Genomic DNA, 24660 nt, shown 5'->3' with positions numbered 1-24660 from the left:
TTTTAACCCCTCTCTGAATGGTTTCATCGGTTAACCTTTTATCGAACCAAGCAGCATCCCTTTTGTAAAATGCTTCTGAAGAAACGGATAAATCACGATGACCGGCAAGCTGGCAATCATGACGGATGCCATCTGCATCGTCTGAGTCGGCATCATATTTTCCGCGTTCTCCAGCGGTTGCTGACTTTGCATCAGAATTTCACGGACGACGACCTGCAGCGGATACAGCGTGCGGTCGGTCACATAGAAGATCGCTTGAAAAAACTCGTTCCAATGGCCGACCAAGTAAAACAATCCAACCGTCAGCAAGACTGGAACGGAAAGCGGCGCAACGATTTGCAGCAGGATGCGGAACTCCTTGGCTCCATCCATCCGGGCCGACTCGAACAGTTCCTCCGGCAGCCCTTCAAAAAAGCTTTTCATAATAAGAACATTAAAGCTCCACACGGCATTTGGCAAAATCATCGCCCAGATGGAATCGAGCAGCCCCATCGACTTCACGACCAGATAGGTCGGAATGAGTCCGCCGCTGAACAACAAGGTGAATACGATCATCAGCAAAAAAAAGTTTCTGCCGGGCAAGTTCCGGCGGCTAAGCGGATATGCCATCAGCCCCGTCAAGACGAGATTGACAGTCGTGCCGATCACCGTAATAAGAACCGTGATTTGGAACGCTTTCGGAATATTCGACTCCGTCAGCAGCGTCCGGTATGCGGAAAACGTTATTTCTCTCGGAAACAATATAAATCCGCCGTTGCGCAGCACTTCCCCGAAAGGCGTGATGGATACCGATACGACATACAGGATGGGCAATACGGCGGCAAGTCCGCATAACCCGAGAATAATGTATATGATCGTGTTAAATATTTTATCATCGAGACCTCTTACCATATACCCTCCCCCCACTTCTTAGCGACGCGGTTGGCGCCCAGTACAAGGATGAGTCCGATTACGGACTTGAACAATCCGACAGCCGACGCCAGGCTGAAATTAAGCTGCTGCAAGCCGGTTCGGTAAACCCAGGTGTCGATAATGTCCGCGACCGGGTACACCTGTATATTGTACAGGATGTAGATTTGATCGAAGCCGGCGTCAAGCAGATGGCCTAGCTTTAGAACGAATAACAGGACGATAATGCTTCTAATGCCAGGCAGCGTAATATGCCAGATCATGCGCAGCCGGCTCGCGCCGTCCACCTTCGCTGCTTCATAGAGGGTCGGATCGATGCCCGCCATTGCGGCCAAGTAGATAATGGCCCCCCAGCCGAGATTTTGCCACACCTCCGAACCGACCAAAATGCTTCGGAAATAGTCTGTCGAGGTCAGGAACGGGATCGAGGTTCCTCCCGCTTCCACGATCCAGCGGTTTATAAGACCGCCGTTCTGGGAGAAGAGCGTCAGAAGAATGCCGAAAATAATGACCCAAGACAAGAAGTGAGGCATGTAAGTCAACGTTTGTACGATCGACTTCAGCCAGCGAACGCGGCATTCGTTAAGCAGAACGGCAAGCACGATCGGAGGCAGCGTTCCCCAAATCAGCTTGTAGAGGCTGATTAACAGCGTGTTGGTCAACAGCTGGCTGAAATAAGGCGACTCGTAAAAATCCTGAAAATGCTTATACCACGGATTAACCCACGAGCTGCCCGTTATGCCATCCAGAATCGCGAAATCTTTAAACGCGATGATGACCCCGTACATCGGAAAGTACCGAAAGATAATGAAATAAATGACGCCGGGCAGCAGCATGATGTAAAAGGCCTTAAAACGCCACAGTAGTGTCAAGATCATAATCAGCTTTGACCGCGGAGAAGGCCGTATCCGAGGGGCGGGCGTTAGGCTATGATTGGCTTCCATCGTATCCCTCCTTATGTGAATGCGCTTCCAATAATGTAAGTATAAACAGCTTGACGTTCTCCCGATATGCACAAAAACGTAAAAAATGTTCGCATTTACAAGAGCTTGGCTACCCCGTTTCGATCATTCCCTTCATAATCATTAGCCTCTATTTTGGAGCCTTTCTGCTTTTATATCCGTTTTTTTACAATTCATATGAGCTAATGATTATTGTTGTAATCGCTTCCTTTTTCTATAATCCGAGGCATAAGGGGGTGAAGTCTGCACGTCGACCATGTTCACGCAGGATGGATAGACCGATTTTCATACACTAGAGGAGGTATGATTAGATGTTGAAAAACAATTTATCCAAACCGTTTTACAAATGGCTTTCGATAATCGTCTCGGTTAGCTTGATTGTTCCTTTTATCATGATAAATACTGCAGCGGCGGGAACGCTTTACTCCGAGCGATTTGATGCAGGGCAAGCAACGGGCTGGACGGCAACGACAGGCAGCTGGTCCGTTGTTCAGGACAACGGCAACTACGTCTATTCCCAGACCAGCTCGAATGAAGGACGCACCTCGGCGGGCAACCAAGCCTGGACCGACTATTCCGTGGAAGCGCAGGTGAAAATCGATAATTTCAACGGAACGAACCGTACTTATGTTGCTGGACGTTACCAAGACGGGAACAACTTCTATGCAGCCTCGCTATATAACAGCGACGGAGGAAAGCTTGAGCTTCGCAAAAAGGTAAGCGGCTCTTCGTCAACGTTGGCAACGACGGATTATGCGATATCGACCGGCGTATGGTACACGATCAAATTGAGCTTGTCCGGCTCCGCCATTCAAATGTATGTCAACAATCAGCTTGTGCTGTCGGCAACCGATACGAGTCTCGCTTCGGGAGCCATCGGCCTTGTCGCCTATAAGACGGCAGCCAAGTTCGATAACGTCACCGTCTCGGATAGTTCATCGACACCCACGCCGACGCCTACGATAACCCCAGCGCCAACAGCGACGCCGACTTCGACGCCTGCCCCGACAACGACTCCTACTCCTACAGCCAGTCCGACACCTTCGCCAACGTCGACGCCACCTGTTGCAAGCGGCGATCTGTTCGTCGCTCCGGGCGGCAATTCAAGTAATTCCGGCACGATCGGCAGCCCGCTCGATCTGAGCACCGCGCTGACCATGATTGCACCGGGCAAAACGATCTATATGCGGGGAGGCACGTACTCCTTCTCCTCCACCATTACCATCGAACGCAATAACAGCGGCGCATCCAGCAGCAGCCGCAAGAAGCTGATTGCTTACGGCAGCGAAGTTCCCGTACTCGACTTTGCGGCCCAATCGTTCGCTTCCACGAACCGCGGCTTGCAAATTTTCGGCCACTACTGGCATGTACAAGGAATCGAGGTGAAAGGAGCCGGCGATAACGGCATTTTCGTAGGCGGCAATTACAACCGCATCGAGGATGTAGTCACGCATCATAACCGCGATACGGGGCTTCAACTCGGCCGCTACAATTCCTCCGCCGGCTTCAGCGAATGGCCGAAATACAATGAAATCGTCAATGCCTACTCGCATGACAACTACGATCCGGATAACGGGGAAGATGCGGACGGCTTCGCCGCCAAACTGACGGTCGGTCCGGGCAATGTGTTCGACGGCTGCATCGCGGCTTACAATGTCGATGACGGCTGGGATCTATACGCCAAGACGGAGACGGGAGCGATCGGGGAAGTAACGATTCGAGGCAGCATCGCCTATAATAACGGCCAAACCTCCGACGGTACGTCTACGACGAATAGCGACGGCAACGGTTTCAAGCTCGGAGGCGAGAAAATCGCGGTTAACCATACCGTCGAGAACAGTATCGCATTTAACAATAAGAAGCACGGGTTCACCTACAACAGCAATCCGGGCTCGATCGTTATGAAGAACAATACGTCCTGGAACAACGGTCAAAGCAACTTTGCGTTTGACTTAGGCACGCATGTGTTCACCAACAATTTATCGCTAAGCGGAAGCTCCAGCGACAAGACGAGCGGCACGGATGTATCCGGGTCCAACGTCTGGTGGAAAAACAACGCCAGCACGAACCAGAATGGCTTAATCGCGAGCGCGGCCGACTTCGTCAGCTTAACGCCTTCCGTGCTGCGCAACGCCGACGGTTCTCCGAATCTCGGCAATTTCCTGAAGCTCGCGGCCGGCAGCGACTTGATCGGCTCTGGCACGCCTGCGGGGACGAACATCGGAGCTCGGTAAACCTCTATATTTCCGTAGCTAACTACCGATAATGCCAAAAAAGCTGTCTCGCAAAGTCTATTAAGACCTGCGGACAGCTTTTTTCATCCTTTTTTATTGCCAAATGTTCAGTCGTTCGTCGCTTTCGGTAAGGACGGGCATGTCGACGCGCACGATGGTTCCCTTTCCCTCCGTGCTTCCGATCCGCAAGCCGTACATTTCGCCGTGATGGATGCGAATCCGCTCATGCACGTTACGCACCCCGATGCCCGTAAATCTGTACATCGAACGCTGCTGTCCGTCATGATCCTCCAGTAGCAGCCTGCTTATCTTCTCCCGCGCGATGCCAATCCCGTTATCTCGGACATAAAGCCTTAGAATGCCCTTCTCCAGCCCGCCTTTAACGACGATAAGACCGCCGTGCTTCGGCGTTAAGCCATGGAAAAGCGCATTTTCCACGAGCGGCTGCAGCGTAAGCTTAAGAATCCGGTATTGCAGCAGTCCCGGGTCTATATCAAGCTTAAATTGATACTGTTCGCCATAGCGAACCTGCTGGATGTGCATGTACATCCGCAGGCCTTCCAGCTCCTCTTCGAGCGAAACGTACTCCGATTGCTTGTCGAAGCTGAAGCTAAGCAGCTTGACCAGCGAGCGGATCGTATCGCGCACCTCGTCGATGCGCTGCTGCTTGGCCAAACTGCTGATGCACGCAAGCGTATTATATAGAAAGTGCGGCGCGATCTGGCTTCGCAGCATCTTCAGCTCGTATTCCTTCTTCTGCTCCTCCGCCGACTTCGTCTTCTGCAGCAGACTCTGAATCCGCTCGAGCATGGCATTATAGCTTTGCGTAAGCCTGCCGATCTCGTCCCTCCTTGTGACCGGCAGCTTCACTACGACCTGCAGGTCGTTCAGCCGGTCCATCTTCTCGACGAATCTGCGGATCGGATGCGTGAAGGAGCGGCTGAGCAGATACGCGCTGATCAGCAGCATGATGATCCAAACGATACTCGCCGTTCGGTAATTGTTGTTCAGCTTCTGCAAATCCTGATAGAAATAATCCTCCTCGATAAACGCCGCAAGCGACCAGCCCAGACGATTTTTGGTCGATTTCACGGCGACCAGCGGCTTCGAGGAATCGCCTTCGATGCCGCTGACACCGACTTTGAGCCCGGCGAGCCGCCCCCTGAAGCTTTCCTCCAGCTGCGGCGGATAGGAGGCCTCTTGGAAGGGAAGCAGCTTATCGCGAGAATCGAGTCGATTAATGACATTTCCGTCCTTCGTGAACAAAATATAAGATTGATAGATCATCGGCGCAATTCGCTCCGTAAGCAAACCGAGATTCAGCTCGGCGACAACGACACCCTTCACCTGATTCCCAGCATCTGAAATCGGCAATACGTAAGCAAGCGTATGCCCGGACATCGGCGAATCGTAAGGCTCGCTCACGTTAATCGCTCCGTAATTCATAAGCGCAAGATCATATAGCTGCTTCAAACGGGGGTTGCCGATAATGTCATAGAATACTTGCGAGTTGGCGAACACATGGCCGTCAGCCCGAATCATGTACAGCGTTCTGGCGATTGAATTGTTAATGCCGGCGAACTTGCGAAGCGTCTCCATGGCCGCTTCCTCATTCCCCTCCTCCAGCAAGTCGGCGCGCGTCGAGAGCAGGAGCAGCATATTTTCAACGTTGTCCAAGCTTGCATCGATATATTGGTTCGTCCGGCTGACGAGCAGCTCGGCATCGCGAATCACTTGATTTTGCAGCAGGCTCTCAGCCTCATGCAGATTGCGCCAAGCCAACACTTGAACGAGCAGCAGCGTTACGATGAACAAGTAAATAAACTGCTTGGTGGCAAGACCAAGGCTGGCATACCAATGAAACAGCTTCGTCATATTCACCCTTCCTCCGCGCTCGTTCTCCCTTGCCTTCAGCTATTCCTTTTGTAATCCGTAGGCGATACCCCGGTCCAGTTCCGAAACGTAACGGTAAAATAACGGTAGCTCGGAATTCCGACCTCTTCCGCGACTTCATATACCTTCTTGTTCGAATGCCTCAGCAGCTCGATCGCCTTCTCCATGCGCAGGCGGGTAATATATTGGTTGACCGTGCTCCCCGTTTCTTCGCGAAACAATTTGCTGATGTGATGCGGGCTCAGTCCTACCTGCTCGGCAATAACGGGAAGAGAGAGCGGCTCCTTGAGATGGTCTTTGATCCATTGCACGGCCAAGCGAATTTCAAAGCGCGAGCGCGACCTCCCAAGCTCGACTGCCGCGATATCGCGTATCATGCAAGCAACCATTTGGGATAAAGTACCCGACTCCATCAACAGCGCGATACTTACCCCGCCCAGTTCCGCTCCTTCCCGTTCCTTGAGCCATTCGACCTGCCAGTTCAGCATCCGCTCCATCAACTGGCCGGGCTTGATACGCTCCGCGAGACACCAATCCATAAACTCGCCGCGCAAGCATTCCTTCAAGCTTGCGACGGACCGCGAGGAGGCTTTTCTCAGCAGTTCGCTAATTTCCTTCGCTTTCTTCTCGGACATATCCGTCAATGGCGACGCCTGACCGGCGAACACCCGGCTCTCTTCCGACGATCGGTCGTAGAAAAGCGCATCCCTCCACTCGTTCGAATAAGCGAGCGCCGACGCAAGTCCTTCCTTGGATGTGACCGCTTCGCTCGCGTGGGCATAGGCCGTTGCGCTTCGCTCGAGCATTGTCGATTCCCGATTCATCAGCTCCGTCAAGTCTTGCATGGCCATGCCAAGCGATTGCAAGACGTCCTCGGAAGGACGTTCGCAGTTGATCAGCATGAAATATTCCCTGTCGCGTACCGTCAGCCAACTTAACCAGCCCGGATCGGAGCTTTCTCTTTCGTTCAGCCATTTCTGAATAGGCTCTTTCACGTGCAGATAGGCGGGATGGGGAATGTCCAGCAGCACCCGCACCAACAATACCGGACGATCTTCGCTAAGCGCGATCGAATGCCAATCGGAGCTGCCCGGCATTTGGCCGTGCAGCAGCTTGCCGAATAAAGCGGCTTGCGACTGCCTTTGCTCCCGCTTCGCATGATCCTGAGCCAGACGCTCCTTGGCGATCGCGGCTCTCACTTTGACCATCGCCTGCTTGAGCTCCTCCTCCTCCATCGACACCTTCAAAATATATTCGAGCGCTCCGAGGCGGAGCGCCTCTTGTACGTAATGAAAATCGCTGTGACAGGTTAACAAGATGATTTGTACGTTCGGATACCGCTTCCGGAGTTCCCGAGTGAGGGCGATGCCATCCATGACCGGCATCGTTATATCGGTAATGACGACATCGGGCACGCAATCGGCGCATAGCTCCAAAGCCTCCGAGCCATTGCTCGCTTCGCCGATCCATTCGGCGCCGCACGCCTCCCACGGGAATATCCGAAGCTCTTGCCGCAGAGGAATTTCATCGTCGACGATCAGTACGCCAAGCGGCTTCACGGCCATGATATCCTCTCCTTTCAAATCTTTAATCCTTATGAAATGAAAGCGCTGTCAATTCGTATGTCTCATTATAGATCATACACTCTTATTTCGGCAACCTCCGCACGGGATCCTCCGTTCGTTTCGTCGATCCATAATCGGATTGTTTTGGAAATGATCTTGCGCTCCAGCTTATGCACTTTTTTGCGCTTATGGTTTTCCATCTCTTCCGCGACCGTAACCCATGCCTCGCCAACAAGCGCCTGAATCCGATAAGCTCGCACGAGCTCGGGAATCGCTTGGAAATCGGTGCGATGATGGTGCAGGTTGATTAAATCTTCATTGACATCGTCGTTGAAGGTGACATGAATTTCGGTGATCGATTGCTCTTCTTCCCACTCCAGCTGCAGCCATTCCGGCTTGCCTGCGGACATGTTCTCGGACATCCACAGATGCGGACCGGCGAATGGACGGATGTAGCCGTCCGTCACGGTTTGGGCGGCGTAAGCCTCGGTATTCGGCGTCACCTGCAAGCATAGCGGACGACGGTTTGAGCGGCGCATGCTCCACTGCGCTACCGGCTGTTCCGGCTGATGATCCTCGAGGAGAGTGGAGACGATCGGCTTCGGACCCTTCTCGAAGCTCAGTACGCCGGTCAACGGGCTATCCGATCCGTGAAGCTGGATAGCTTCATTCGCTTTAATGACGAGAAATGCATTGCAGGCAGCATCCGGCCGCCAAGCCAGGTCGAGCTTAACCCACTGCCCGTTGCCTTCGGTTACCTTAACGGAGGCCGCGGCCACCCATTGCTTCGGCACGTAGTTTTCGCCTTTGCCCGTATGCCACAACTCCGCCTCGAGCGTCGCGGCCTGCGAGGCATCCAGCAGCAGCTCGACCGTTTCGAGCGTTGGATTCACCGGGAACAAGATGCCGAGATCTGTGTCCAGCGGATGCGTGTACGACGAGTTTGTTACAGCAACTTTAGTTAAGGTGCTCGATGCCGTGACACGGGCCGATCGGGCCAGGTCAAGCGGGTCTGCTCCCGCGATTCCGATAATCGACGCATCCTGCCGCAGCATCGTCTGCTGCAAGTCGTTCATATGGTCGCGGTGCAGCAGACGCGGCGTTACGCCTTTCTGAATGCACATAGCGGCGCCGCTTCCGGCCGCCTCGCCGATAACGGCACAGGTCGCCATTACCCGGGTCGTGCCGAATGCGACATGAGTCGCGCTAATGTCGCGGCCCGCGAACATGAGATTGCCGACGTTGCTGGAGTACAGACTGCGAAACGGGATATGATAGATGCCGTCCGAATATAGATGCTTGGATCCGCTTTCCGTAGAATACATGCCTTGCGGCGGATGAAGATCGATCGACCAGCCGCCGAAGGCGACTCGATCGGCGAAAGGCTCCTGCGCGATAATGTCGTTTTGGTTCAGCATATAATCGCCCACGAAACGGCGGTATTCCCGCTTGCCGGGAATCGATCCTACCCATTCCAAAGTCATGTTATCGGCATCGAAGCTGCCTGAATTTTTGATATAATCCCAAATCCCGTAAATAACCGACCAAAGCTCGTCGCGTATCCGCTCGTTATCATGCACCGTATCCAGCTCGCCGCCCCATTCGATCCACCAATAATGGCAGCCCGAGTCGCCGCTGCGGATGACCCGCTTCATCGGGATCGTCGTTTTCGTAATGTCCTTCGCAAAGCTTGGCGGAATATACCGGACCGGCCGGTCCGCTTCCTTCGTATAGAACAGCAGCGTACTGCCAAGCGTAATGTCGTCTGCCCTCTCCGGCGCCCAGTCCTCGTTGTATTCCTCTCTTGCTTCGCGGCCGATCCGGTATTTGGCGCCAGCCAGAAAACCCGCAAGCCCGTCCCCCGTACAGTCGATATACATGTCGCTTTCAAACCGGATTTTTCGCTCGGAGCCCATCATCCATCCCGTAACGGAAGCGATGACGCGCTCCTCTTCCGCTCCATCCGCCTCTACTTCATGCACGTCCGTGTTAAGAAACAAGCGGATGTTCGGCTCCGCGCGTACCGTTTCGAGCACGACGAGATCCCATAAATACGGGTTCCCCTCGGGATTGCGGTATTGATTTTCGACGAACATTTCTCCCATTATGCCGGTTTCTCGCGCGTAACGCTGCGTGCCGTGCGCCGTCGCGCCGCATACCCATACCCGAACCTCGCTGCTGGAATTGCCACCGAGTACGGGCCTGTTGTTAACGAGCGACACGGTTTGTCCGAGACGCGCGGCAGCTACTGCGGCACATACCCCGGCCAAGCCTCCGCCAATGACAGTAATATCGGATTTCACTTGCTCAAGCTTCATCCAGATCCCCTCCAAGCCAAGAATTAATTTCATCTTAAACGAGGGGGTCGTTATTTAACATGCACTGCGCTATCATAATGGCATATACTTTATTTCACTTAGGAGGCTTTGCGGGATGACGATTCAAAGCTCCGGTCTTTTCCCCAATCTATTGCATCATTTTTTCTGGAATCATAAGGAGAAGTTTCTATACGGCGTGGACACTTACGAGCATTGGGTGTTGTTTGCGGTGGAGGGGGGCACCTTTCGTTACCGGATTGGAGATAGCGAGGGAATAGCCCAGATGGGCGACGTCATTGTTTGTCCGCCAAGCACGCCGTTTCACCGCGACGTCGTTAATCCGCCGTCGTTCCATTTCATCGGATTTTCATTCGACGCCTTATCGGAAGACCCGGCTGTAAGCGAAGAGGAGGAATTAGCCGTCAACCATCGTTTAGCCTCTTCGGCATATAAGCCGGCCATCGGCCATAGGGAGAGGCTTGCCGATAATTTGAGGTTCTTCAAGCAGCAGGCCCATGCTCCCGCCGAGATGGATCGGAAGTTCTATTGGCACAATCATGCGCTGAACGATATATGGCTATTTTGCCTGCAAACGATAGCAACGGGCGATCATCAAGTCGAATTGCAGCCGTCCGACCCGTTGATCGAGCAAGCAAAGCTGTACATCCAACGGAACGGCTTCGGAGACATGAGCATGCTTAGACTTGCGGATGAGCTCGGAATCAGTCCCGTTCAGCTTACCCGTCGATTCACGAGAAGCGCGGGGATGACTCCCTCGCGCTATTTAAACCATATTCGGCTGGAGCATGCAAAGTCCTTGCTCGTCGATACTCAGCTTAATTTGGAGCAGATCGCGCTGGCCTGCGGCTTCAATAACGGCTTTTACTTGAGCCGCGTTTTTACGAAGCTGTTGAAGATCAGCCCATCCGCCTACAGGAAAGCAAACGGGGTATAACGCAGCGAAAAGCTAGCCGGCGAGCGGAAGCGTCAGAACGAATGCGCTGCCCTCTTCCGAGCTTTCGCGAAGCATAAGCGCGCCGTCTTGGGCTTGCGCCAGCAGCCTGCTGAACGTGAGACCGAGACCGAGGCCGCGCACGGCGTGCTTCTTGTTCTCGCCGCGGAAGAACCGCTCGAAAATTAAATCCTGCTCGCCAGGCGGAATGCCTTGTCCGTTATCGGCTACGACGATTTCGGCATAGCCGTCTTCTCTCCCGCTTAGGGAGACGCGAATGCTTAGCGGCCGATCCGGATGACGGGATTGCACGATATTATTGAGCAAATTCACAATAATTTGTTGAATGCGAAGCGGATCGCCTTCGATCCGGACAGGATGTCCGGGCAGCGACAACGCGGGCTCGCCAATATTCGCGTCTTGATGCAGCGTCCATTGGTAAATAATTTCGGGCACCAGCACGGCAGCGTCGAGCGCTTCGCGTTTCAAGCGTACGAGCCCGGCTTCCAAGGCGTTGTAATCAAGCAGATCCGCGACCATCCGCTCCAGCCTGCCCGACTCTTCGAGCGCAATCGCGAGAAATTCATCCGCATCCACGCCTTGCACCACCTTCTCCTTAACGGCATGGACAAGCCCCTTAACCGAGGTAACGGGAGTCTTCAGCTCATGCGTCAAGCCCGCCAACATGAAATTGCGCGAATGCTCCAATTGCTTAAGCCGTCCGGCCATCTCTTTGAAGGATAGAATCATATCGTTAAGCTCCTGCTCCTCCGCGTTCGCCTCCAATTGAATGTCATAGTGACCGAGACTGATCTCGCGGGCCGCCGAAGCGACATTGCGAATAGGGCGGACGAGCTTGCGAGACAGCAAGTAGATCGTCAGCCAGCCAAGCGCGGTAAGACTGACGAGCAGCAGACCGATCGCCCACTTCAGCTCGGGAATATGGGTCAGCGATTGAGTAGGCTGCAGCAGCGTCACTTGGCCGATCTTGCTGCCGCCATGTTCAATCGGCGCAATGACCGCTTTCATTCCGGGCTGCATCGCCTTGTCTAGATTCTCGTTCAGCTTCGAACGCAAATCCTCTTGCGTCAGAGGGTCATTCGAATACAGCAGCTTGCCTTCGGTATCGGTCACGATGACGCACATGCCCGGACCGAGCTTGAAGAAGCGCGACTTTTTGTCGATATATTCCCCTAAGTTGTCCGGTACTTCAATCGTTCCTTCCGGCCCACTAAGCCGAGCGGCGATTTCCTGCGCCAATAGTTCCACGGTCTGCAGCCGGCTGTCCAGCGTTTCCCGGTTGGTCCACCAGACCGCAGTCGCGGCAAGCAGTACGAGTCCGACGAGCAAAATGATAAAATAGCGCATCGTCCAATAGGTCAAGAGCGAAGTCTGCTTTATTTGTCGATCCATAACTGATACCCCGTTCCGCGTAATGTGCGAATCTCGCCTTGCTCCGCCGGCCAATGGGACAACGATTGGCGCAGCCGCTTGATCGACAAGTCGACCGCACGGTCGCTGCCCTCATAATCGGCGCCCCATACAAACTCGATTAGCTGCTCCCTCGTATAGATCCGATTCGGATTTTCCGCCAGAAACAGCAGGACGGCCAAGTCGCGCGGCATAAGCGTCACTTCGGCACCGTTCAAGGATACGGACTGTGCCATAAAATCAATACCTAGACTCCCGAATCGCCGCTGCCTGCTTCCGTCGGTCCAATGCGCAGGTCTGCGCAGCACCGCTTGCACGCGGGCGACGACCTCCTCCGGAATGAAAGGCTTCGGCATATAATCGTCGGCTCCGCCATTCAGACCGTTCAGCCGATCGTCAATACCGCCTCGCGCAGTTAGCATAATGACGGGACAGCTGCTTGTCTCGCGGACTTTGCGCAGCACCTCCCAGCCATCGATATGCGGCAACATGACATCCAGCAATATAAGCGCAGGCGGTTCCTGCGCGAATAAGTCCAGCGCCTGCCGCCCGTCTGCGGCAAGCGCAACGGCGAAGCCAGCTTTGCGCAAATAAACGGTAAGGACGCGGGCAATGGCCGGTTCATCCTCGACAACCATAATCGTTTGCACGCAGAAAGCCCCCCTCGTAGTCGTTGCCCTCTATTGTAGCAACAGTCGAGCGCTCCGACAATCCCGTTGCCGTTCTCCGAATTGCGATCGTGGCCTCGACATCTTCCCGACATATTCGCCGGGTACAATGAACGTAAGTAGAAGGCGACAGCCTAAATAATGGAGGGAAATCATGAAGAAAAAAGGAATCATTTGGACCAGTGTCATCGCAGCCGTCATTGTCATCGGCGCAGGAGGATACGCGCTAATGAACAACTATCTCGGCAACAATGTAGAGATTGAATCGGTCATGGCTCCTTCCGAGGAAAACAATGCAAATCCTTCAGAGGAGACAGGCTCCGGCGAAGGAGTTACGGCCGGCGCCGCCGTATCGGTGGACGAGCTTAATGGAGAATGGAACATCGCCAGCGGCTCGAAGGTGTATTGGTCGGTCACGACATCGAAGGAAACCGTCAATTTCGTCAATGAAGCGGTAAGCGGCTCATGGACCGTCGATTTGAACGATGCGTCGAAGATGACTGGCGAAGGCGTCCTGGATATGACGTCGCTTGATTCGGGCAACGACCAGCGCGACGGCCATGTCAAAGATCGCGAAGACTTGCTTGCCGTAGCCCAATATCCGGAGGCGACCTTCACCGCGACAGCCATTACGCCGCAAGCGACCGAATTTACGGAAGCAACGGCCGTGCCGCTGACGATCGAAGGAACGTTAACGGTTAAAGGCGTCGAGAAGGAAGTCACGTTCGATTCCAATGCGATGTACAAGGATGGCCAATTGCTGCTGTCGGGTACCACGCAAGTGACGTTCGGCGACTTCGGCATGACGAGCCCGCACACGGTCGTGCTCGAAACCGAAAACGATCTTTCCGTTCAACTCGAGCTTGTTCTCGATCAGGCCTAACCGTTAAAGAGTTGAAGCTGTCCCACATTTGTAATCCTTTGAACCACATTTGGAAACGAATTTTTTCGATAAAAAGGACCTCAACCTCCGCTTTGCAGCGAATTCGAGGTCCTTTCGCGTGTAAATCAGGATGTTCCCATGTCGTGCGAATACTTTTGGGACAGCCTCTCTTCCTTGTTTGGCACGTTGCCTCACTGTCTGTTCGTTTGCGCGTTATGAATGAGGCTATGTTGGATTCTCGCAGTAACTTTCCGTTGTTTGGGGCGTTTCCGGGAGCTATAATGGATATTCGTATTAACTTTTACCATTATGCCTCTTTGACGACCGCCTTAGCCTGGAGTTCGTGCAGAAATCCAACATAACTCGTCGTTATTTCGCGCTTTGCTTCTCGGCAATCGCGTTACCTGATTTGGAAATTTCATTATACGCGTCCTCGATCGATTTCTGGCCGAACATGACGGCATCGATCGTTTTCTTGTAGCTGTCCACCCATTCCGTCCACCCCGCGGCAGCCGGGTAGAACGGCAGCGCCTTATCCTTAGCCGTATCGTACATCTTCTTGCCTAATTTATCCTTAGGCGCCAAGTTAGGCTCCAACGCCGCGTAGATTTCGTCGTAGATCGGAATGCCGAAGTTCAGGCCGTACGTCTCGCCGGCTTCCTTCTCCGTAACGAACCATTTAATGAAAGCCTTCGCCGCATCCTTATGCTTGGAATCGGTGCTTACGCTCAGGAAGATGGTCGGCTGCGCCCAACCGCCTCCTTCCGGTCCGACCGGAACGTTAACGACGTCCACTTTCCCCGGCATCAGCAGCTCTAGTGCGCCTACCGAACCGACCGATGCGCCTCGCGTCATCACTTTGCCGCTCGCCATCGGGTCCGCTTGCGGGTCGTTTTCCTTGAACGAACTGACCATGTCCGCCGGAGGCACGATTTTGTTTTTGCGGAATTCCTCGTGAATGCCGTAGAACTTCATGAACAATTCTTTATCCAAATTAAACTTCTTTCCCGCCTCTTGAATAATCGGGCCTTTGCCGTGTGCGGTTTGATAGTACTGGTAATGGTCCCATGTATTCGAATCGTTGATCGGATAGACGCCTTCCGGAAGCTTGGCTCGCGCATTCCTCGCGAAATCGAAATATTCGTCCCAAGTCCAGTCTTTCTTCGGCAGCTCGATGCCGGCAGCTTCAAGAGCCTCTTTGTTGAACGCCACGCCTTGGGCATTTCGGCTGATCGGGATGCCGTAAAGCTTGCCGTCGATTTTCAGATTTTCCAGCGTCTTATCGTCGATGACTCCGCTCAGATCAATGTCGGACAAATCCTCGAGCGTGCCTCTAGTGGCATATTCATGAATGTACGCGCCATCCATATGAAGCACGTCCGGGAGCGAATGCGATGCCGCTAACGTCGGAAGCTTCTTCCAATAATCGTCCCAAGCCATATATTCGGGCGAGAAGGTCACCGACGGATGCTTGCTCGTATACACTTCCTGGGTTTTCAGCATCGCCTGATGTCTGGTGTCCGGTCCCTGCCACATGATTTTGAGCTTCACCGCGGCATTGGAGTCGCCGTTGCCGCTGTCGTTCGGAGCGTTTTGCTCTTCGTTGTTCGCTCCCCCGCTTCCACAAGCCGTCAATGCGAGCAGACCGGCAAGCATTATTAATGTCAATCCTTTGTACCATCTTTGCTTCATGCTATTTTCCCCTTTACAACGTATTTTGAAGCCGAATGTTCCCCTATCCCTTTAAGCCGGTTGTGGCGATTCCTTCGACGAAATGCTTCTGCGCGAAGAAAAACAATACAACGGACGGTAAAACCGAAAGCAGAGACATGGCAAGCAGCTTGCCCCATTGGATTTCGAACTGGTCCACATACATGCGCAGTGCCAAGCTGACGGTGAAATTGCCGACCGAATTCAAATACAATACTTGGGCAAAAAAATCGTCCCAGCTCCATATGAAGGTAAATATCGCGACCGTCACCAGAGCAGGCTTTATGAGCGGCAATACGATGCGATAAAAAATGCCGTATACGGACGCGCCGTCTATTTTGGCCGCTTCATCCAGCTCGCGCGGGAGGCCTCTGATGAATTGCACCAACAAAAAGATGAAGAATGCGCCGCCGCCGAAGAAATGCGGCAAGATCAGCGGAATATAGCTGTCCATCAATTGAAGCTTATTGTAGAGAATATACTGCGGAACGATCGTCACTTGTCCCGGCAGCATCATCGTGAGCAACAGGATCGAAAATAACGCGCCGCGAAACTTGAAGTTCAGGCGGGCAAAGCCGTAGGCCACGATCGCGCTTGTCAGTACGCCGCCAATCACGTTCCAGAACTCCATGATGAGCGTATTCCCGAAGAAACGGCCAAACGTGAATTCAGGTGAAAACTTCCAGCCCTCGGTGTAATTTTCCCACATCGGCGTGGAAGGCCAGATGGAGGGCGAGCTCATCTCGGCCGTCGTTTTCAGCGATGCGCCGATCCACCAGATGACCGGATACAACATCAGGAGCGAGAAGACGATCAGCAACAAGTGGCTCGCAACCGGATTATTTCTTAACGTTTTATTCATTTTTGCTTACCTCCGTCCGTCTCGTAGAAAACCCAGTAGCGAGACACCAAGAAGTTGATCGCGGTCATAAGCGCAACGATAACGAGAAGGATCCAGGCAAGCGCGGAAGCGTACCCCATTTGATAATGCTTGAACGCTTTATCGTAGAGGAACAGCGCGTACATGTACGTCGAATTGATCGGTCCGCCCTGCGTAATGATGAACGCGGAAGTAAACATTTGGAAGGAGCCGATAATGCCGAGTACCAAATTGAAAAACATGACCGGTGACAGCATCGGAAGCGTAATGTGGAAAAACTTCCGCACTTTCGAAGCGCCGTCGACGGACGCCGATTCGTAAAGCTCCTGCGGGATCTGCTTCAGTCCGGCCAAGAAAATGACCATCGTAGAGCCGAATTGCCACGTATTGAGCAAGATCAGCGTTCCGAGCGAAGTATGAGGATTCGTAATCCATCCGATGCCTTGGATCCCGAACCAGGCGAGCACATGATTGAAATAGCCGTTCAAGTTGAACATATTCCGCCAGAGCGCGGATACGGCAATGCTCCCGCCTATGAGCGAAGGGAAATAGATGGCCGTTCGGTATAGGTTCATGCCCTTCAAATTTTTGTTCAGCATGATCGCCACCATCAGCGAGAAGAACAGCTTGAGCGGAACGGAAAACAATACGAAAAGAAAGGTCACTTTCAACGATGTCGTGAAATCGGTGTCGTTCGTGAAAATGTTGACGTAATTATCGGTGCCGGTCCAAGTCGGGGCCTCGAGAAGCGAGTACTCCGTAAAGGACAAATAAAACGATTGGATGATCGGCCATAACGTCAGCAGCAAAAAACCGAGCAGCCAAGGCGAAATGAAAATGTAGCCTGCCAGATTGTTATCGTTCGAGCCCTTCAGCTTCTTCTTCATGCGAAGCGTTGTTGCAGCAGGCTTAGTCGCAGCTTCAGCCTTCATCTCACATTCATCCCCCCTCGTAGCATCTATAAGCCTCATTTTATTGAAATCGCTTACAAGTGTATATGTGATAGATTTATGAAATGGTTTGTTTTTTTTCACTCTTCATCATCCGCATGCACTACATGCTTTCTGGGCGAAAAAAAGCTATGCATCCGCAGCATGCATAGCTTCCTTCCCCTATTGAACTGCGATTCCGTCAACCGTGCTGCCGGACGTCATCCGTTCGGCGGCTGCGGCTTCCATCAAGCCTTTGATATAACCTACGCCATATAATCGTCCTAGCGTTTCGTACCCGGGATTCGTATTGTCCTCCCCTTCCATCGTCGGAACATGGTCAGGCCTGGACGGCCCGTCGAAGCCGACCTCGTAATACACTTTCATCGCTTCGTACATATTCGTTTTGCCGTCATCGTGGAACGTCTCATGGAATTTGTCCGGCGTTCCGACCACGTCGCGGAAATGAACGAAGAACAGCTTGTTCTGCTTCGCAAAATGGCGGATGACGTCCGGGATATGCTCCCCGGCGGTCGCAAGCGTGCCTTGGCAAAGCGTTATCCCGCTGTACTCGCTCGGCACCAGATCGATCGCGCGCTGCAGCGCTTCCGCATTGCGGAGAATACGCGATACGCCGCGAATCGGACTAATGGGCGGATCATCGGGATGCAGCGCAAGCTTTACTTTCGCCTTCTCGGCAACAGGGACGATTTTTTCTAAATAATAGCGCAGATTTTCCCACAGTTGATCTTCCGTGACGATGCCCGCTTCCGTGAGAGGCGCGTTTTGCATCAAGGAATGATCGTAGCTGGACACCAGAGCCCCGCCCCGGGTACGCGTCGTCGTCGACGTACGGAACCAATTGAACTGCGCCATGAAGTTGTAGCATAAAACGGGAATGCCGAGCGCGCCCATATTCGCAATAAGCTGCTGCATCCATTTGATCTCTTCGTCCCGCCCGGGCAGACCGAGCTTAATTTTATTCGTCGGCGGCGCCGACTCGATGACAAGCAGCTGAATGCCGTGATTCTCGTAACGCTGCTTCATATGGAGCAAATTCATATAATCCCATGGCTTCAATCCGTTCTCTTCCCTTGGCAAAGGGCCGACGGCATGGTCAACGCCCATTTGCTTCGCCAACTGCCATAGCTGATTCGGATGTGAAGTGAAAAATTCGGCCAGCTTCATGACGTAACACTCTCCCTTATCCCTCGTTAATAACCCCCAATAACATCGTTTCGCTTCATTAATTGGCGTCTCGGAATTCGCTTGGCGACAGACCTACCTTCTTCTTGAATATTTGGCTGAAGTAGCGGGAGTCGTGGTAACCGACCCGTTCGGCTACTTCGTAGTTTTTCAGATGCGTTTGCTTCAGCAGTTTTTTGGCGTTGGAAATTCGAATGCGGGTCAAATGCTCAATGAACGTAACGCCCATTTTCGACTTGAACAAGGTACTTAAATAAGCGGGGGTAATGAACACTTTTGCGGCGACATAGTGGAGCGATGCTTTGTCATACTCGTCCTCCATTAATGTAACCGCTCTCTTTATTAGGGTCCGATTCAGTTTATCGGAGGCGCATGACGTCCCGCCCAGTTGTTCGAGTAACCCGCAAACCGAGCTCTTCAGCTCCTGCAGCGTTTGCAGCTGCATCAGCGCCGCAATATCGGGCGTGCTGCCTAGATGGGATTGTCCAAAGGCGGATTTGACCCGAAGCTGCAGGCTGACGAGAAGCTGGAGCGTGGCGTCATACACCTTTTTTACCGGCAACGGGCCGTTTCTAGTCAACGCCTCATAGAATGCTTCTACCGCCGGCTCGACGGTTGCGGTTGCGGATATAGGGTCGCCTGTCAGGATATGAAGCAGCTCTTCCTCCTTGTCTTCGGGATAATCGGCATCATTCGCGTACGCATGGATGCCGCTAAAGTAAATCGGCTGCGACTGGTTTTGGTAGAATCGGTGTTTGATTGCGAAGAGAGCTTGATCGTAACAGAGATGAAGATCCGATAAATGCGGGTAAGGATTGCTTATGCCAAGCGATATCGTTTGAGGGCTGAAGCTGTGCTCGTGGTCGGTTATGCTGCTGTACAAGTCTGTTATGGATGACTGGTCGTCCCATGAGAAAATGACGCCGATATGGCCCTTGTCGTCCGGAACGATCGCGCAGTTGGCGGGCGCATGCCGCTTAATGACCGCATACCATTCATCGGCGGCGTACCTTCGTGTCCATAAATCCGTTTCTTCGGTATTCACGCTAAACAAAGCCAGAGCCGGGTAAGCATAGTAAGCGTGAAGACCCGCCTCTTCGAGGCTCCTCTTCATATCTCCGGCATACAAGCCTCTGCCGCGGAGCAGATCGTTCAGCGTTCGGGCGCGAATAGGATGCGATTCCTTGCGCCAGCCAAGTTCGAGATCCATCGCCAATAACCGTTGGTTCATATTCGGCACTCCTCTCTGTAGAAAGGATGAATGTAACATTAAGGCTCTTGTGCTTAATCTCCGGTGTAATTTTTGTAGAAATCGAGTCCCCTTATTAATTTCGTTTCCGTAAGATCGACATCGCCCAACTTGATAAGATCCAAAATTTCGGTATGCGAGTCGGGAATCGAGTAGCCTTGGTGGTCCTGGTTGGTAACCGTAATAAAGCGCATAATCTTCGATTTGATGCTGTTCCAGATATCGTACAAAAGCGCATTACCGCATCGCAGATAAAAATAGCCGTGAAAGAGCATATCCAGCTCGACCAGCCGATAAGGATCCTCTTTATCGATCGCCTCCCGCATTCCGGTTATGACGCCTTCCAAATAAGCGATATCATTTTCGTCCAGCACCTTCATCGTCGCTCGAAGCGCGTGGCCTTCGACCATTTGCCGAAGCTCGTAAATGTCGCGGATTTCCTGGGCCGTAATCTCGGAGACCGCCGACCCTTTATTCATTTTGCCGACAATGAGGCCTTCCTGCTTCAGCCGCTCCAGCGCTTCTCTTACGGGCGCTTGGCTGACGCTGAATTGTTTGGCGATATCCAGAACGATCATGCGGTGTCCGGGCAACAGCTCACCCTTCATAATCTGCCTCTTTAATGCGATATAGACATGCTCGCTAAGAGAGATCGGCGTTTGCATCGAACTGACTGTTTCCATGGACACGGTTTCCACCACCTTGCTTATTGGAAATTTTTATGGATTATCGATAATCGATAATTTGATGCTAGACCGTTCGAACAAGAATGTCAAGGTAAAAATTTACCGGCTTTCCCCTGCATCCCCGACCGTAAAAAATCAAACAAAATCATAATTTTACGGCATCGCTTTTCCTTTCATTCGCTCGGTAAGATGGTCATGTAACGACAATCGGGACCCGAAAGCCATCACGATTCATAAGGGGGTATACTCGCTTGACAAGGAAAACGGTCTTCATCGCGGATGCCGACGGCGCGTCCGGCAGAGCCCTTATCGCGAAGTTCGGCCGGGCGGATACGGATCTTATCCTGAACAGCCTTCTTAGCGACGAGGAATGGGAAGAACGGCTGGTTGCCTGCCGGGCCGCAGGCTCAAGGGTGCATGTAACCCGTGCCGATCTATGCAGCAGCCGCGACCTATCGTTCATGCTGGACCAAGCCGAGAAGCAGATCGGACCTGTCGACGTCATGATTCACAATTGCGGCGTTATCCGGTCCGCCGATGTCGAAACCTGCGAAGAAGCGTTATTTGTCGAAATGATGCAGGCGAATGCCAAATCCGCCTTCTTCTGCACCCAGGCGATCGGCAAGCGGATGGCCGCCCGCGGCGGCGGAAGCGTTATCTTCGCCAGCTCCATCCATAGCGAGAAGCCTACCGGGTCGTCCTTCGCTTACAGCGCCTCGCAAGGCGCGGTGAAGATGCTTGCCCATGAAGCGGCGCTGTTCCTCGGCCGGCACGGCATTCGGGTCAATGTCATCGAGATGGGCCCCGTCGAAGGCTCGGATGATTGTTTTCGGAGCGGTGTGTCGGGACTATACGATTCCTATCGTTACAAGGTGCCAAGCTCTATGCTCGGATCGTTCGAGGATTTGGCCGAGCTTGCCTTCTTCCTTGCCCAGGATGAAGCGAGCTATTTGAACGGAGCGGATATTCGCTTGGATGGCGGTTTCCTGATGCATTACATGGATAACCGGATGCTGAAGCCCGCAGAGGGGGAGACGCGATCGCAATGAGCTTAAGCTTGGAAGGAAAATCGGCGCTCGTTACCGGGGCAGGCACGGGCATCGGCAAAAGCATTGCCTGCGAGCTGGCAAGGCGCGGCGCCAAGGTTGCCATCCACTACAACGCAAGCGATGCAGGAGCCAAAGACACGCAGCGCCGAATCGAAGAATTCGGCGGCATGTGCATGACGGTGCAGGCAGACGTAGCGGATCAGCAGCAAATCATTCGCATGGTGGATGCGGCGGCCGCCGGGCTTGACGGCATCGATATCCTGGTCAACAATGCCGCGCTGCAGCTTAACATCGATTGGCTGGAATATACGGAAGAGCTGTACGACCGGGTGATGAACATCAATCTCAAAGGTTATTGGCAATGCATGCAGGCGGTTATTCCCTATATGAAACACAAACAAGCCGGCCGCATTATTCATATTTCTTCCGTCCATGGCAAGAGGCCGACCGATTTCGATCCGGTCTACTGCATGTCGAAGGGCGGCATCAAGATGCTCGGCCGGGAAAGCGCGATCGAGCTCGCGCGCTACGGCATAACGGTCAATACGATCGCCCCCGGTGCGATCGACGTAGGCAAGTTCAAAACGACGCATAAGGAGCTCGACCGCAAAAAATTTCCGCTTGGCAGAGTCGGACTTCCCGCCGACGTCGCCTCTCTCGTCTGTTACGTCGCGTCCGACGAGACATCTTTTATGACAGGCTCGACCATCCGCACGGATGGTGCCGGCATGCTGATGTAACCGGCTCATGATTCAACCTTAACGCCTATATTCCGCAAAGGAGCAATGTCCATGACCCAGCAGGAAACCTATGAAAGCACATTAGCCCATATCAACACCTACTCCAAGCCGTCGGACCTTCGCATTACCGACATTCGTTTTGCCGATATCGCCGGCGCTCCCATGCACTGCAGCTTGATCAAGGTGTACACCAACCAAGGCATCGTCGGTTTCGGAGAAGTGCGCGACGGCGCCGACAAGCAGTTTGCCCTGCTGCTCAAAAGCCGGCTTCTCGGCGAAAATCCGTGCAATATCGACAAGCTGTTCCGCAGAATCAAGCAATTCGGCGGACATTCCCGGCAAGGGGGCGGCGTCAGCGGCATCGAGATCGCCCTATGGGATATTGCCGGCAAAGCCTACGGCATGCCGATCTATCAAATGCTGGGCGGCAAATTCCGGGACCGGATCCGCATGTATTGCGATACGGACGTCGACGGCAAGGCTACGGGCACGGCAATGGGCTTGGCGCTGCAGAAACGAATGGAAAAAGGCTTTACCTTCCTCAAAATGGATCTCGGCATTAACCAAATCATTCATGAACCCGGAACGCTCAGCGCCCCGCTTGGCTTTTTGGAGGAAATGAAAGCGCTGTCCAAATCCTGGTATTCTCGCAAAGACTCGAACCTCTCGGAGCATGAGCTGAGGGAGATCCGCAACCGCCACTACGATATTTACAATATCGCGCATCCGTTTACAGGCATTCATGTGACGGAAAAAGGCCTCGACATGCTCGAGCAATACGTCGCCGACGTGCGTGCGGTTATCGGTTATGAAGTGCCTCTGTCGGTCGACCATTTCGGGCACATCGGCCTGCAGGATTGCATCAAGCTGGGCCGCCGCATCGACAAGTATAACCTCGCTTGGATGGAAGACATGATTCCTTGGCAGTACACGAATCAGTACGTCCAGCTTGCGGGCATGGTAACGACTCCGATCTGCACCGGAGAGGACATTTATCTGAAAGAAAACTTCAAGCCGCTGCTGGAATCGGGCGGCGTATCCGTCATTCATCCCGATGTGCTGACGACCGGCGGCATTCTGGAAACGAAAAAAATCGGCGACATGGCTCAGGAATACGGCGTCGCGATGGCGATTCATATGGCCGAAAGCCCGATTGCCTGCCTAGCTGCCGTACATGCCGCAGCCGCCACGGAAAACTTCCTGGCTCTCGAATACCATTCCGTCGATGTCGATTGGTGGGACGATCTGATCGTCAGCAAGCTGCCGAAGCCGCTCGTCCAGAACGGATTCATTCAGGTGCCGGATAGCCCTGGTCTCGGCATCGAAGAGCTTAACGACGAGGTCATCGCCCAGCACCTCCACCCGGAAATTCCCGGTCTGTGGCTGCCAACGGACGAATGGAACGGCTATTGGTCCAACGATCGGCTTTGGAGCTAACAAAAATATAAAGCGAGGTGTCCGCAATGAAATTCAATAATGCCGAAGATACGATCCAGCTTTCGCCGCTATGGGAAGGCGAGCGCTTCCCGGACGGCCGTCCTAAAGTGCCGTCCAGCGTGCTCGACCGTTTGAGCCGCATTACGCTTGAGGAAGCATGGGGACCGCTCTGGTCAAGAGGCTATCACTATCAGTTCGAAGGCGAATTCAAGATCATTCATCCCGGCAAAATCATGGTCGGCCGCGCAGTCACCGCCGTCATGGTGCCAAAGCGTCCGGATCTGCACGATACGCTGATGAATTACGGCCATGAGCAAGAGGGCCGCAGAGGCTTTTTCAACCAGTGGGTCATCGATTCGTTAGGGGAAGAGGACGTTGTCGTCATCGATATGTTCGATAAAATCTATCAAGGAACCTATGTGGGCGGCAATCTGTCCACCGCTATTTCTACCCGCACCAAGAGCGGGGGCGCCGTCATCTGGGGCGGTATCCGCGACAATCAGCAAATCGAGAAAATCGATAATATTAACGTCTACTATCGCGGCAGCGATCCGACGGCCATCGCCGACGTTACGATGGTCGGCATGAACGTCCCGGCACGCATCGGCCGTGCCGTCTGTCTCCCGGGCGACGTCGTGCTCGGAACGCCTGCCGGCGTCATCTTCATCCCGGCCCATCTGGCCGAGCTGACGGCAACGCATGCGGAGAAATCGCAGGTGCGCGACGTGTTCGGCTTTGCCCGTCTGAACGCCAATGTCTATACGACCGCGCAGATCGATGCAGCGTGGACGATGGCCATGTGGCAGGACTTCATGGATTGGTTCGAATCCGACAACGCGGCAGCGCCTTACCAGCATTTGACGTGGGAACGCGAGCTGGAAGAAGCGCGCCGCAACGAAGATAACGGCCCATCCAGCGACGTCCGTTTATGAGAAAAACTCCTATCGGAGCGCTTCGAG

General features: G+C 53.4%; 20 protein-coding genes and 1 pseudogene. 8 read left to right on the top strand and 13 right to left on the bottom strand.

What is annotated here, in order from left to right:
* Positions 1-30 precede the first annotated feature (30 nt).
* Together J2T14_RS06570 and J2T14_RS06565 are read right to left on the bottom strand one after the other, a co-directional pair.
* On the bottom strand, positions 31-891 hold the full coding sequence (locus tag J2T14_RS06570; RefSeq protein ID WP_307203572.1) for a carbohydrate ABC transporter permease: 861 nt from the start codon (positions 889-891) through the stop codon (positions 31-33).
* Positions 885-1787, bottom strand: coding sequence for an ABC transporter permease (locus J2T14_RS06565; RefSeq protein ID WP_373458127.1), 903 nt, complete (start codon positions 1785-1787; stop codon positions 885-887). Before J2T14_RS06565 ends, J2T14_RS06570 begins: the two co-directional genes overlap by 7 nt.
* A gap of 395 nt (positions 1788-2182) precedes the next feature.
* Here J2T14_RS06565 and J2T14_RS06560 point away from each other — a divergent pair.
* Both J2T14_RS06560 and J2T14_RS06555 read left to right on the top strand, forming a co-directional pair.
* Positions 2183-2788, top strand: a pseudogene (locus tag J2T14_RS06560) (family 16 glycoside hydrolase); the annotation flags it as partial.
* Between the two features lie 45 nt (positions 2789-2833).
* Entirely contained in the window at positions 2834-4105 is a 1272-nt protein-coding gene (locus J2T14_RS06555) for a right-handed parallel beta-helix repeat-containing protein (RefSeq protein ID WP_373458126.1), read from the top strand.
* Between the two features lie 93 nt (positions 4106-4198).
* Here J2T14_RS06555 and J2T14_RS06550 read toward each other — a convergent pair whose 3' ends face one another.
* The 3 genes from J2T14_RS06550 to J2T14_RS06540 form a co-directional block, all read right to left on the bottom strand.
* A complete protein-coding gene (locus J2T14_RS06550; RefSeq protein ID WP_307469115.1) occupies positions 4199-5980 on the bottom strand; it encodes a cache domain-containing sensor histidine kinase in 1782 nt (593 codons plus the stop codon).
* A 35-nt stretch (positions 5981-6015) separates the two neighbouring features.
* Positions 6016-7563, bottom strand: a complete 1548-nt coding sequence (locus J2T14_RS06545; protein WP_307469113.1) for a response regulator transcription factor — start codon at positions 7561-7563, stop codon at positions 6016-6018.
* 65 nt (positions 7564-7628) lie between these two features.
* On the bottom strand, positions 7629-9881 hold the full coding sequence (locus J2T14_RS06540) for an FAD-dependent oxidoreductase (protein ID WP_307469111.1): 2253 nt from the start codon (positions 9879-9881) through the stop codon (positions 7629-7631).
* Positions 9882-9996: 115 nt separating this feature from the next.
* On the opposite strand from J2T14_RS06540, the gene J2T14_RS06535 reads away from it, so the two are divergent.
* Positions 9997-10836 (top strand): AraC family transcriptional regulator, encoded by an 840-nt coding sequence (locus J2T14_RS06535; RefSeq protein ID WP_307469110.1) that lies wholly within the window; start codon positions 9997-9999, stop codon positions 10834-10836.
* 12 nt (positions 10837-10848) lie between these two features.
* Here J2T14_RS06535 and J2T14_RS06530 read toward each other — a convergent pair whose 3' ends face one another.
* The gene (locus J2T14_RS06530; RefSeq protein ID WP_307469107.1) at positions 10849-12246 is read right to left on the bottom strand and encodes a sensor histidine kinase; all 1398 of its coding nucleotides are present in this window, start codon (positions 12244-12246) and stop codon (positions 10849-10851) included.
* Complete coding sequence (locus J2T14_RS06525; RefSeq protein WP_307469104.1) at positions 12231-12914, bottom strand: response regulator transcription factor; 684 nt, start codon at positions 12912-12914, stop codon at positions 12231-12233. Before J2T14_RS06525 ends, J2T14_RS06530 begins: the two co-directional genes overlap by 16 nt.
* A 172-nt stretch (positions 12915-13086) precedes the next feature.
* Here J2T14_RS06525 and J2T14_RS06520 point away from each other — a divergent pair, with 172 nt between their 5' ends.
* On the top strand, positions 13087-13815 hold the full coding sequence (locus tag J2T14_RS06520; protein ID WP_307469101.1) for a YceI family protein: 729 nt from the start codon (positions 13087-13089) through the stop codon (positions 13813-13815).
* Between the two features lie 369 nt (positions 13816-14184).
* Here the strand turns inward: J2T14_RS06520 and J2T14_RS06515 are convergent, their stop codons facing one another.
* The 6 genes from J2T14_RS06515 to J2T14_RS06490 form a co-directional block, all read right to left on the bottom strand.
* On the bottom strand, positions 14185-15507 hold the full coding sequence (locus tag J2T14_RS06515; protein WP_307469099.1) for an ABC transporter substrate-binding protein: 1323 nt from the start codon (positions 15505-15507) through the stop codon (positions 14185-14187).
* A 43-nt stretch (positions 15508-15550) separates the two neighbouring features.
* On the bottom strand, positions 15551-16387 hold the full coding sequence (locus J2T14_RS06510; protein WP_307469097.1) for a carbohydrate ABC transporter permease: 837 nt from the start codon (positions 16385-16387) through the stop codon (positions 15551-15553).
* Positions 16384-17337, bottom strand: coding sequence for a carbohydrate ABC transporter permease (locus tag J2T14_RS06505; RefSeq protein WP_307203561.1), 954 nt, complete (start codon positions 17335-17337; stop codon positions 16384-16386). Before J2T14_RS06505 ends, J2T14_RS06510 begins: the two co-directional genes overlap by 4 nt.
* A 180-nt stretch (positions 17338-17517) precedes the next feature.
* Positions 17518-18522, bottom strand: coding sequence for a mannonate dehydratase (locus J2T14_RS06500; RefSeq protein WP_307469093.1), 1005 nt, complete (start codon positions 18520-18522; stop codon positions 17518-17520).
* 58 nt (positions 18523-18580) lie between these two features.
* Positions 18581-19771, bottom strand: a complete 1191-nt coding sequence (locus J2T14_RS06495; protein WP_307469091.1) for a helix-turn-helix domain-containing protein — start codon at positions 19769-19771, stop codon at positions 18581-18583.
* 53 nt (positions 19772-19824) lie between these two features.
* Positions 19825-20472, bottom strand: coding sequence for a GntR family transcriptional regulator (locus tag J2T14_RS06490; protein WP_307203557.1), 648 nt, complete (start codon positions 20470-20472; stop codon positions 19825-19827).
* 254 nt (positions 20473-20726) lie between these two features.
* On the opposite strand from J2T14_RS06490, the gene J2T14_RS06485 reads away from it, so the two are divergent.
* Genes J2T14_RS06485 through J2T14_RS06470 form a run of 4 tightly spaced genes read left to right on the top strand, consistent with a single transcriptional unit; the run spans position 20727 to position 24633 of the window.
* Positions 20727-21524 (top strand): SDR family NAD(P)-dependent oxidoreductase, encoded by a 798-nt coding sequence (locus J2T14_RS06485; RefSeq protein ID WP_307469088.1) that lies wholly within the window; start codon positions 20727-20729, stop codon positions 21522-21524.
* Positions 21521-22264 (top strand): SDR family NAD(P)-dependent oxidoreductase, encoded by a 744-nt coding sequence (locus tag J2T14_RS06480; RefSeq protein ID WP_307469085.1) that lies wholly within the window; start codon positions 21521-21523, stop codon positions 22262-22264. Before J2T14_RS06485 ends, J2T14_RS06480 begins: the two co-directional genes overlap by 4 nt.
* 51 nt (positions 22265-22315) lie before the next feature.
* Positions 22316-23701 (top strand): mandelate racemase/muconate lactonizing enzyme family protein, encoded by a 1386-nt coding sequence (locus J2T14_RS06475; protein ID WP_307469082.1) that lies wholly within the window; start codon positions 22316-22318, stop codon positions 23699-23701.
* Positions 23702-23727: 26 nt separating this feature from the next.
* A complete protein-coding gene (locus J2T14_RS06470; protein ID WP_307203552.1) occupies positions 23728-24633 on the top strand; it encodes an RraA family protein in 906 nt (301 codons plus the stop codon).
* Positions 24634-24660: the final 27 nt, after the last annotated feature.

The organism is Paenibacillus harenae (assembly GCF_030812415.1).
Taxonomy (GTDB): Bacteria; Bacillota; Bacilli; order Paenibacillales; family Paenibacillaceae; genus Pristimantibacillus; species Pristimantibacillus harenae_A.
The sequence above is the reverse complement of the archived record's forward strand: the minus strand, read 5'-3'. Positions and strand labels throughout refer to the sequence as shown.

Coding starts and splice junctions, on each gene's coding strand:
- J2T14_RS06570 (WP_307203572.1), bottom strand. CDS start 891: ATGGTAAGAGGTCTCGATGATAAAATATTTAACACGATCATATACATT.
- J2T14_RS06565 (WP_373458127.1), bottom strand. CDS start 1,787: ATGATCTTGACACTACTGTGGCGTTTTAAGGCCTTTTACATCATGCTG.
- J2T14_RS06550 (WP_307469115.1), bottom strand. CDS start 5,980: ATGACGAAGCTGTTTCATTGGTATGCCAGCCTTGGTCTTGCCACCAAG.
- J2T14_RS06545 (WP_307469113.1), bottom strand. CDS start 7,563: ATGGCCGTGAAGCCGCTTGGCGTACTGATCGTCGACGATGAAATTCCT.
- J2T14_RS06540 (WP_307469111.1), bottom strand. CDS start 9,881: ATGAAGCTTGAGCAAGTGAAATCCGATATTACTGTCATTGGCGGAGGC.
- J2T14_RS06535 (WP_307469110.1), top strand. CDS start 9,997: ATGACGATTCAAAGCTCCGGTCTTTTCCCCAATCTATTGCATCATTTT.
- J2T14_RS06530 (WP_307469107.1), bottom strand. CDS start 12,246: ATGGATCGACAAATAAAGCAGACTTCGCTCTTGACCTATTGGACGATG.
- J2T14_RS06520 (WP_307469101.1), top strand. CDS start 13,087: ATGAAGAAAAAAGGAATCATTTGGACCAGTGTCATCGCAGCCGTCATT.
- J2T14_RS06515 (WP_307469099.1), bottom strand. CDS start 15,507: ATGAAGCAAAGATGGTACAAAGGATTGACATTAATAATGCTTGCCGGT.
- J2T14_RS06510 (WP_307469097.1), bottom strand. CDS start 16,387: ATGAATAAAACGTTAAGAAATAATCCGGTTGCGAGCCACTTGTTGCTG.
- J2T14_RS06505 (WP_307203561.1), bottom strand. CDS start 17,337: ATGAAGGCTGAAGCTGCGACTAAGCCTGCTGCAACAACGCTTCGCATG.
- J2T14_RS06500 (WP_307469093.1), bottom strand. CDS start 18,522: ATGAAGCTGGCCGAATTTTTCACTTCACATCCGAATCAGCTATGGCAG.
- J2T14_RS06495 (WP_307469091.1), bottom strand. CDS start 19,771: ATGAACCAACGGTTATTGGCGATGGATCTCGAACTTGGCTGGCGCAAG.
- J2T14_RS06490 (WP_307203557.1), bottom strand. CDS start 20,472: ATGGAAACAGTCAGTTCGATGCAAACGCCGATCTCTCTTAGCGAGCAT.
- J2T14_RS06480 (WP_307469085.1), top strand. CDS start 21,521: ATGAGCTTAAGCTTGGAAGGAAAATCGGCGCTCGTTACCGGGGCAGGC.
- J2T14_RS06475 (WP_307469082.1), top strand. CDS start 22,316: ATGACCCAGCAGGAAACCTATGAAAGCACATTAGCCCATATCAACACC.
- J2T14_RS06470 (WP_307203552.1), top strand. CDS start 23,728: ATGAAATTCAATAATGCCGAAGATACGATCCAGCTTTCGCCGCTATGG.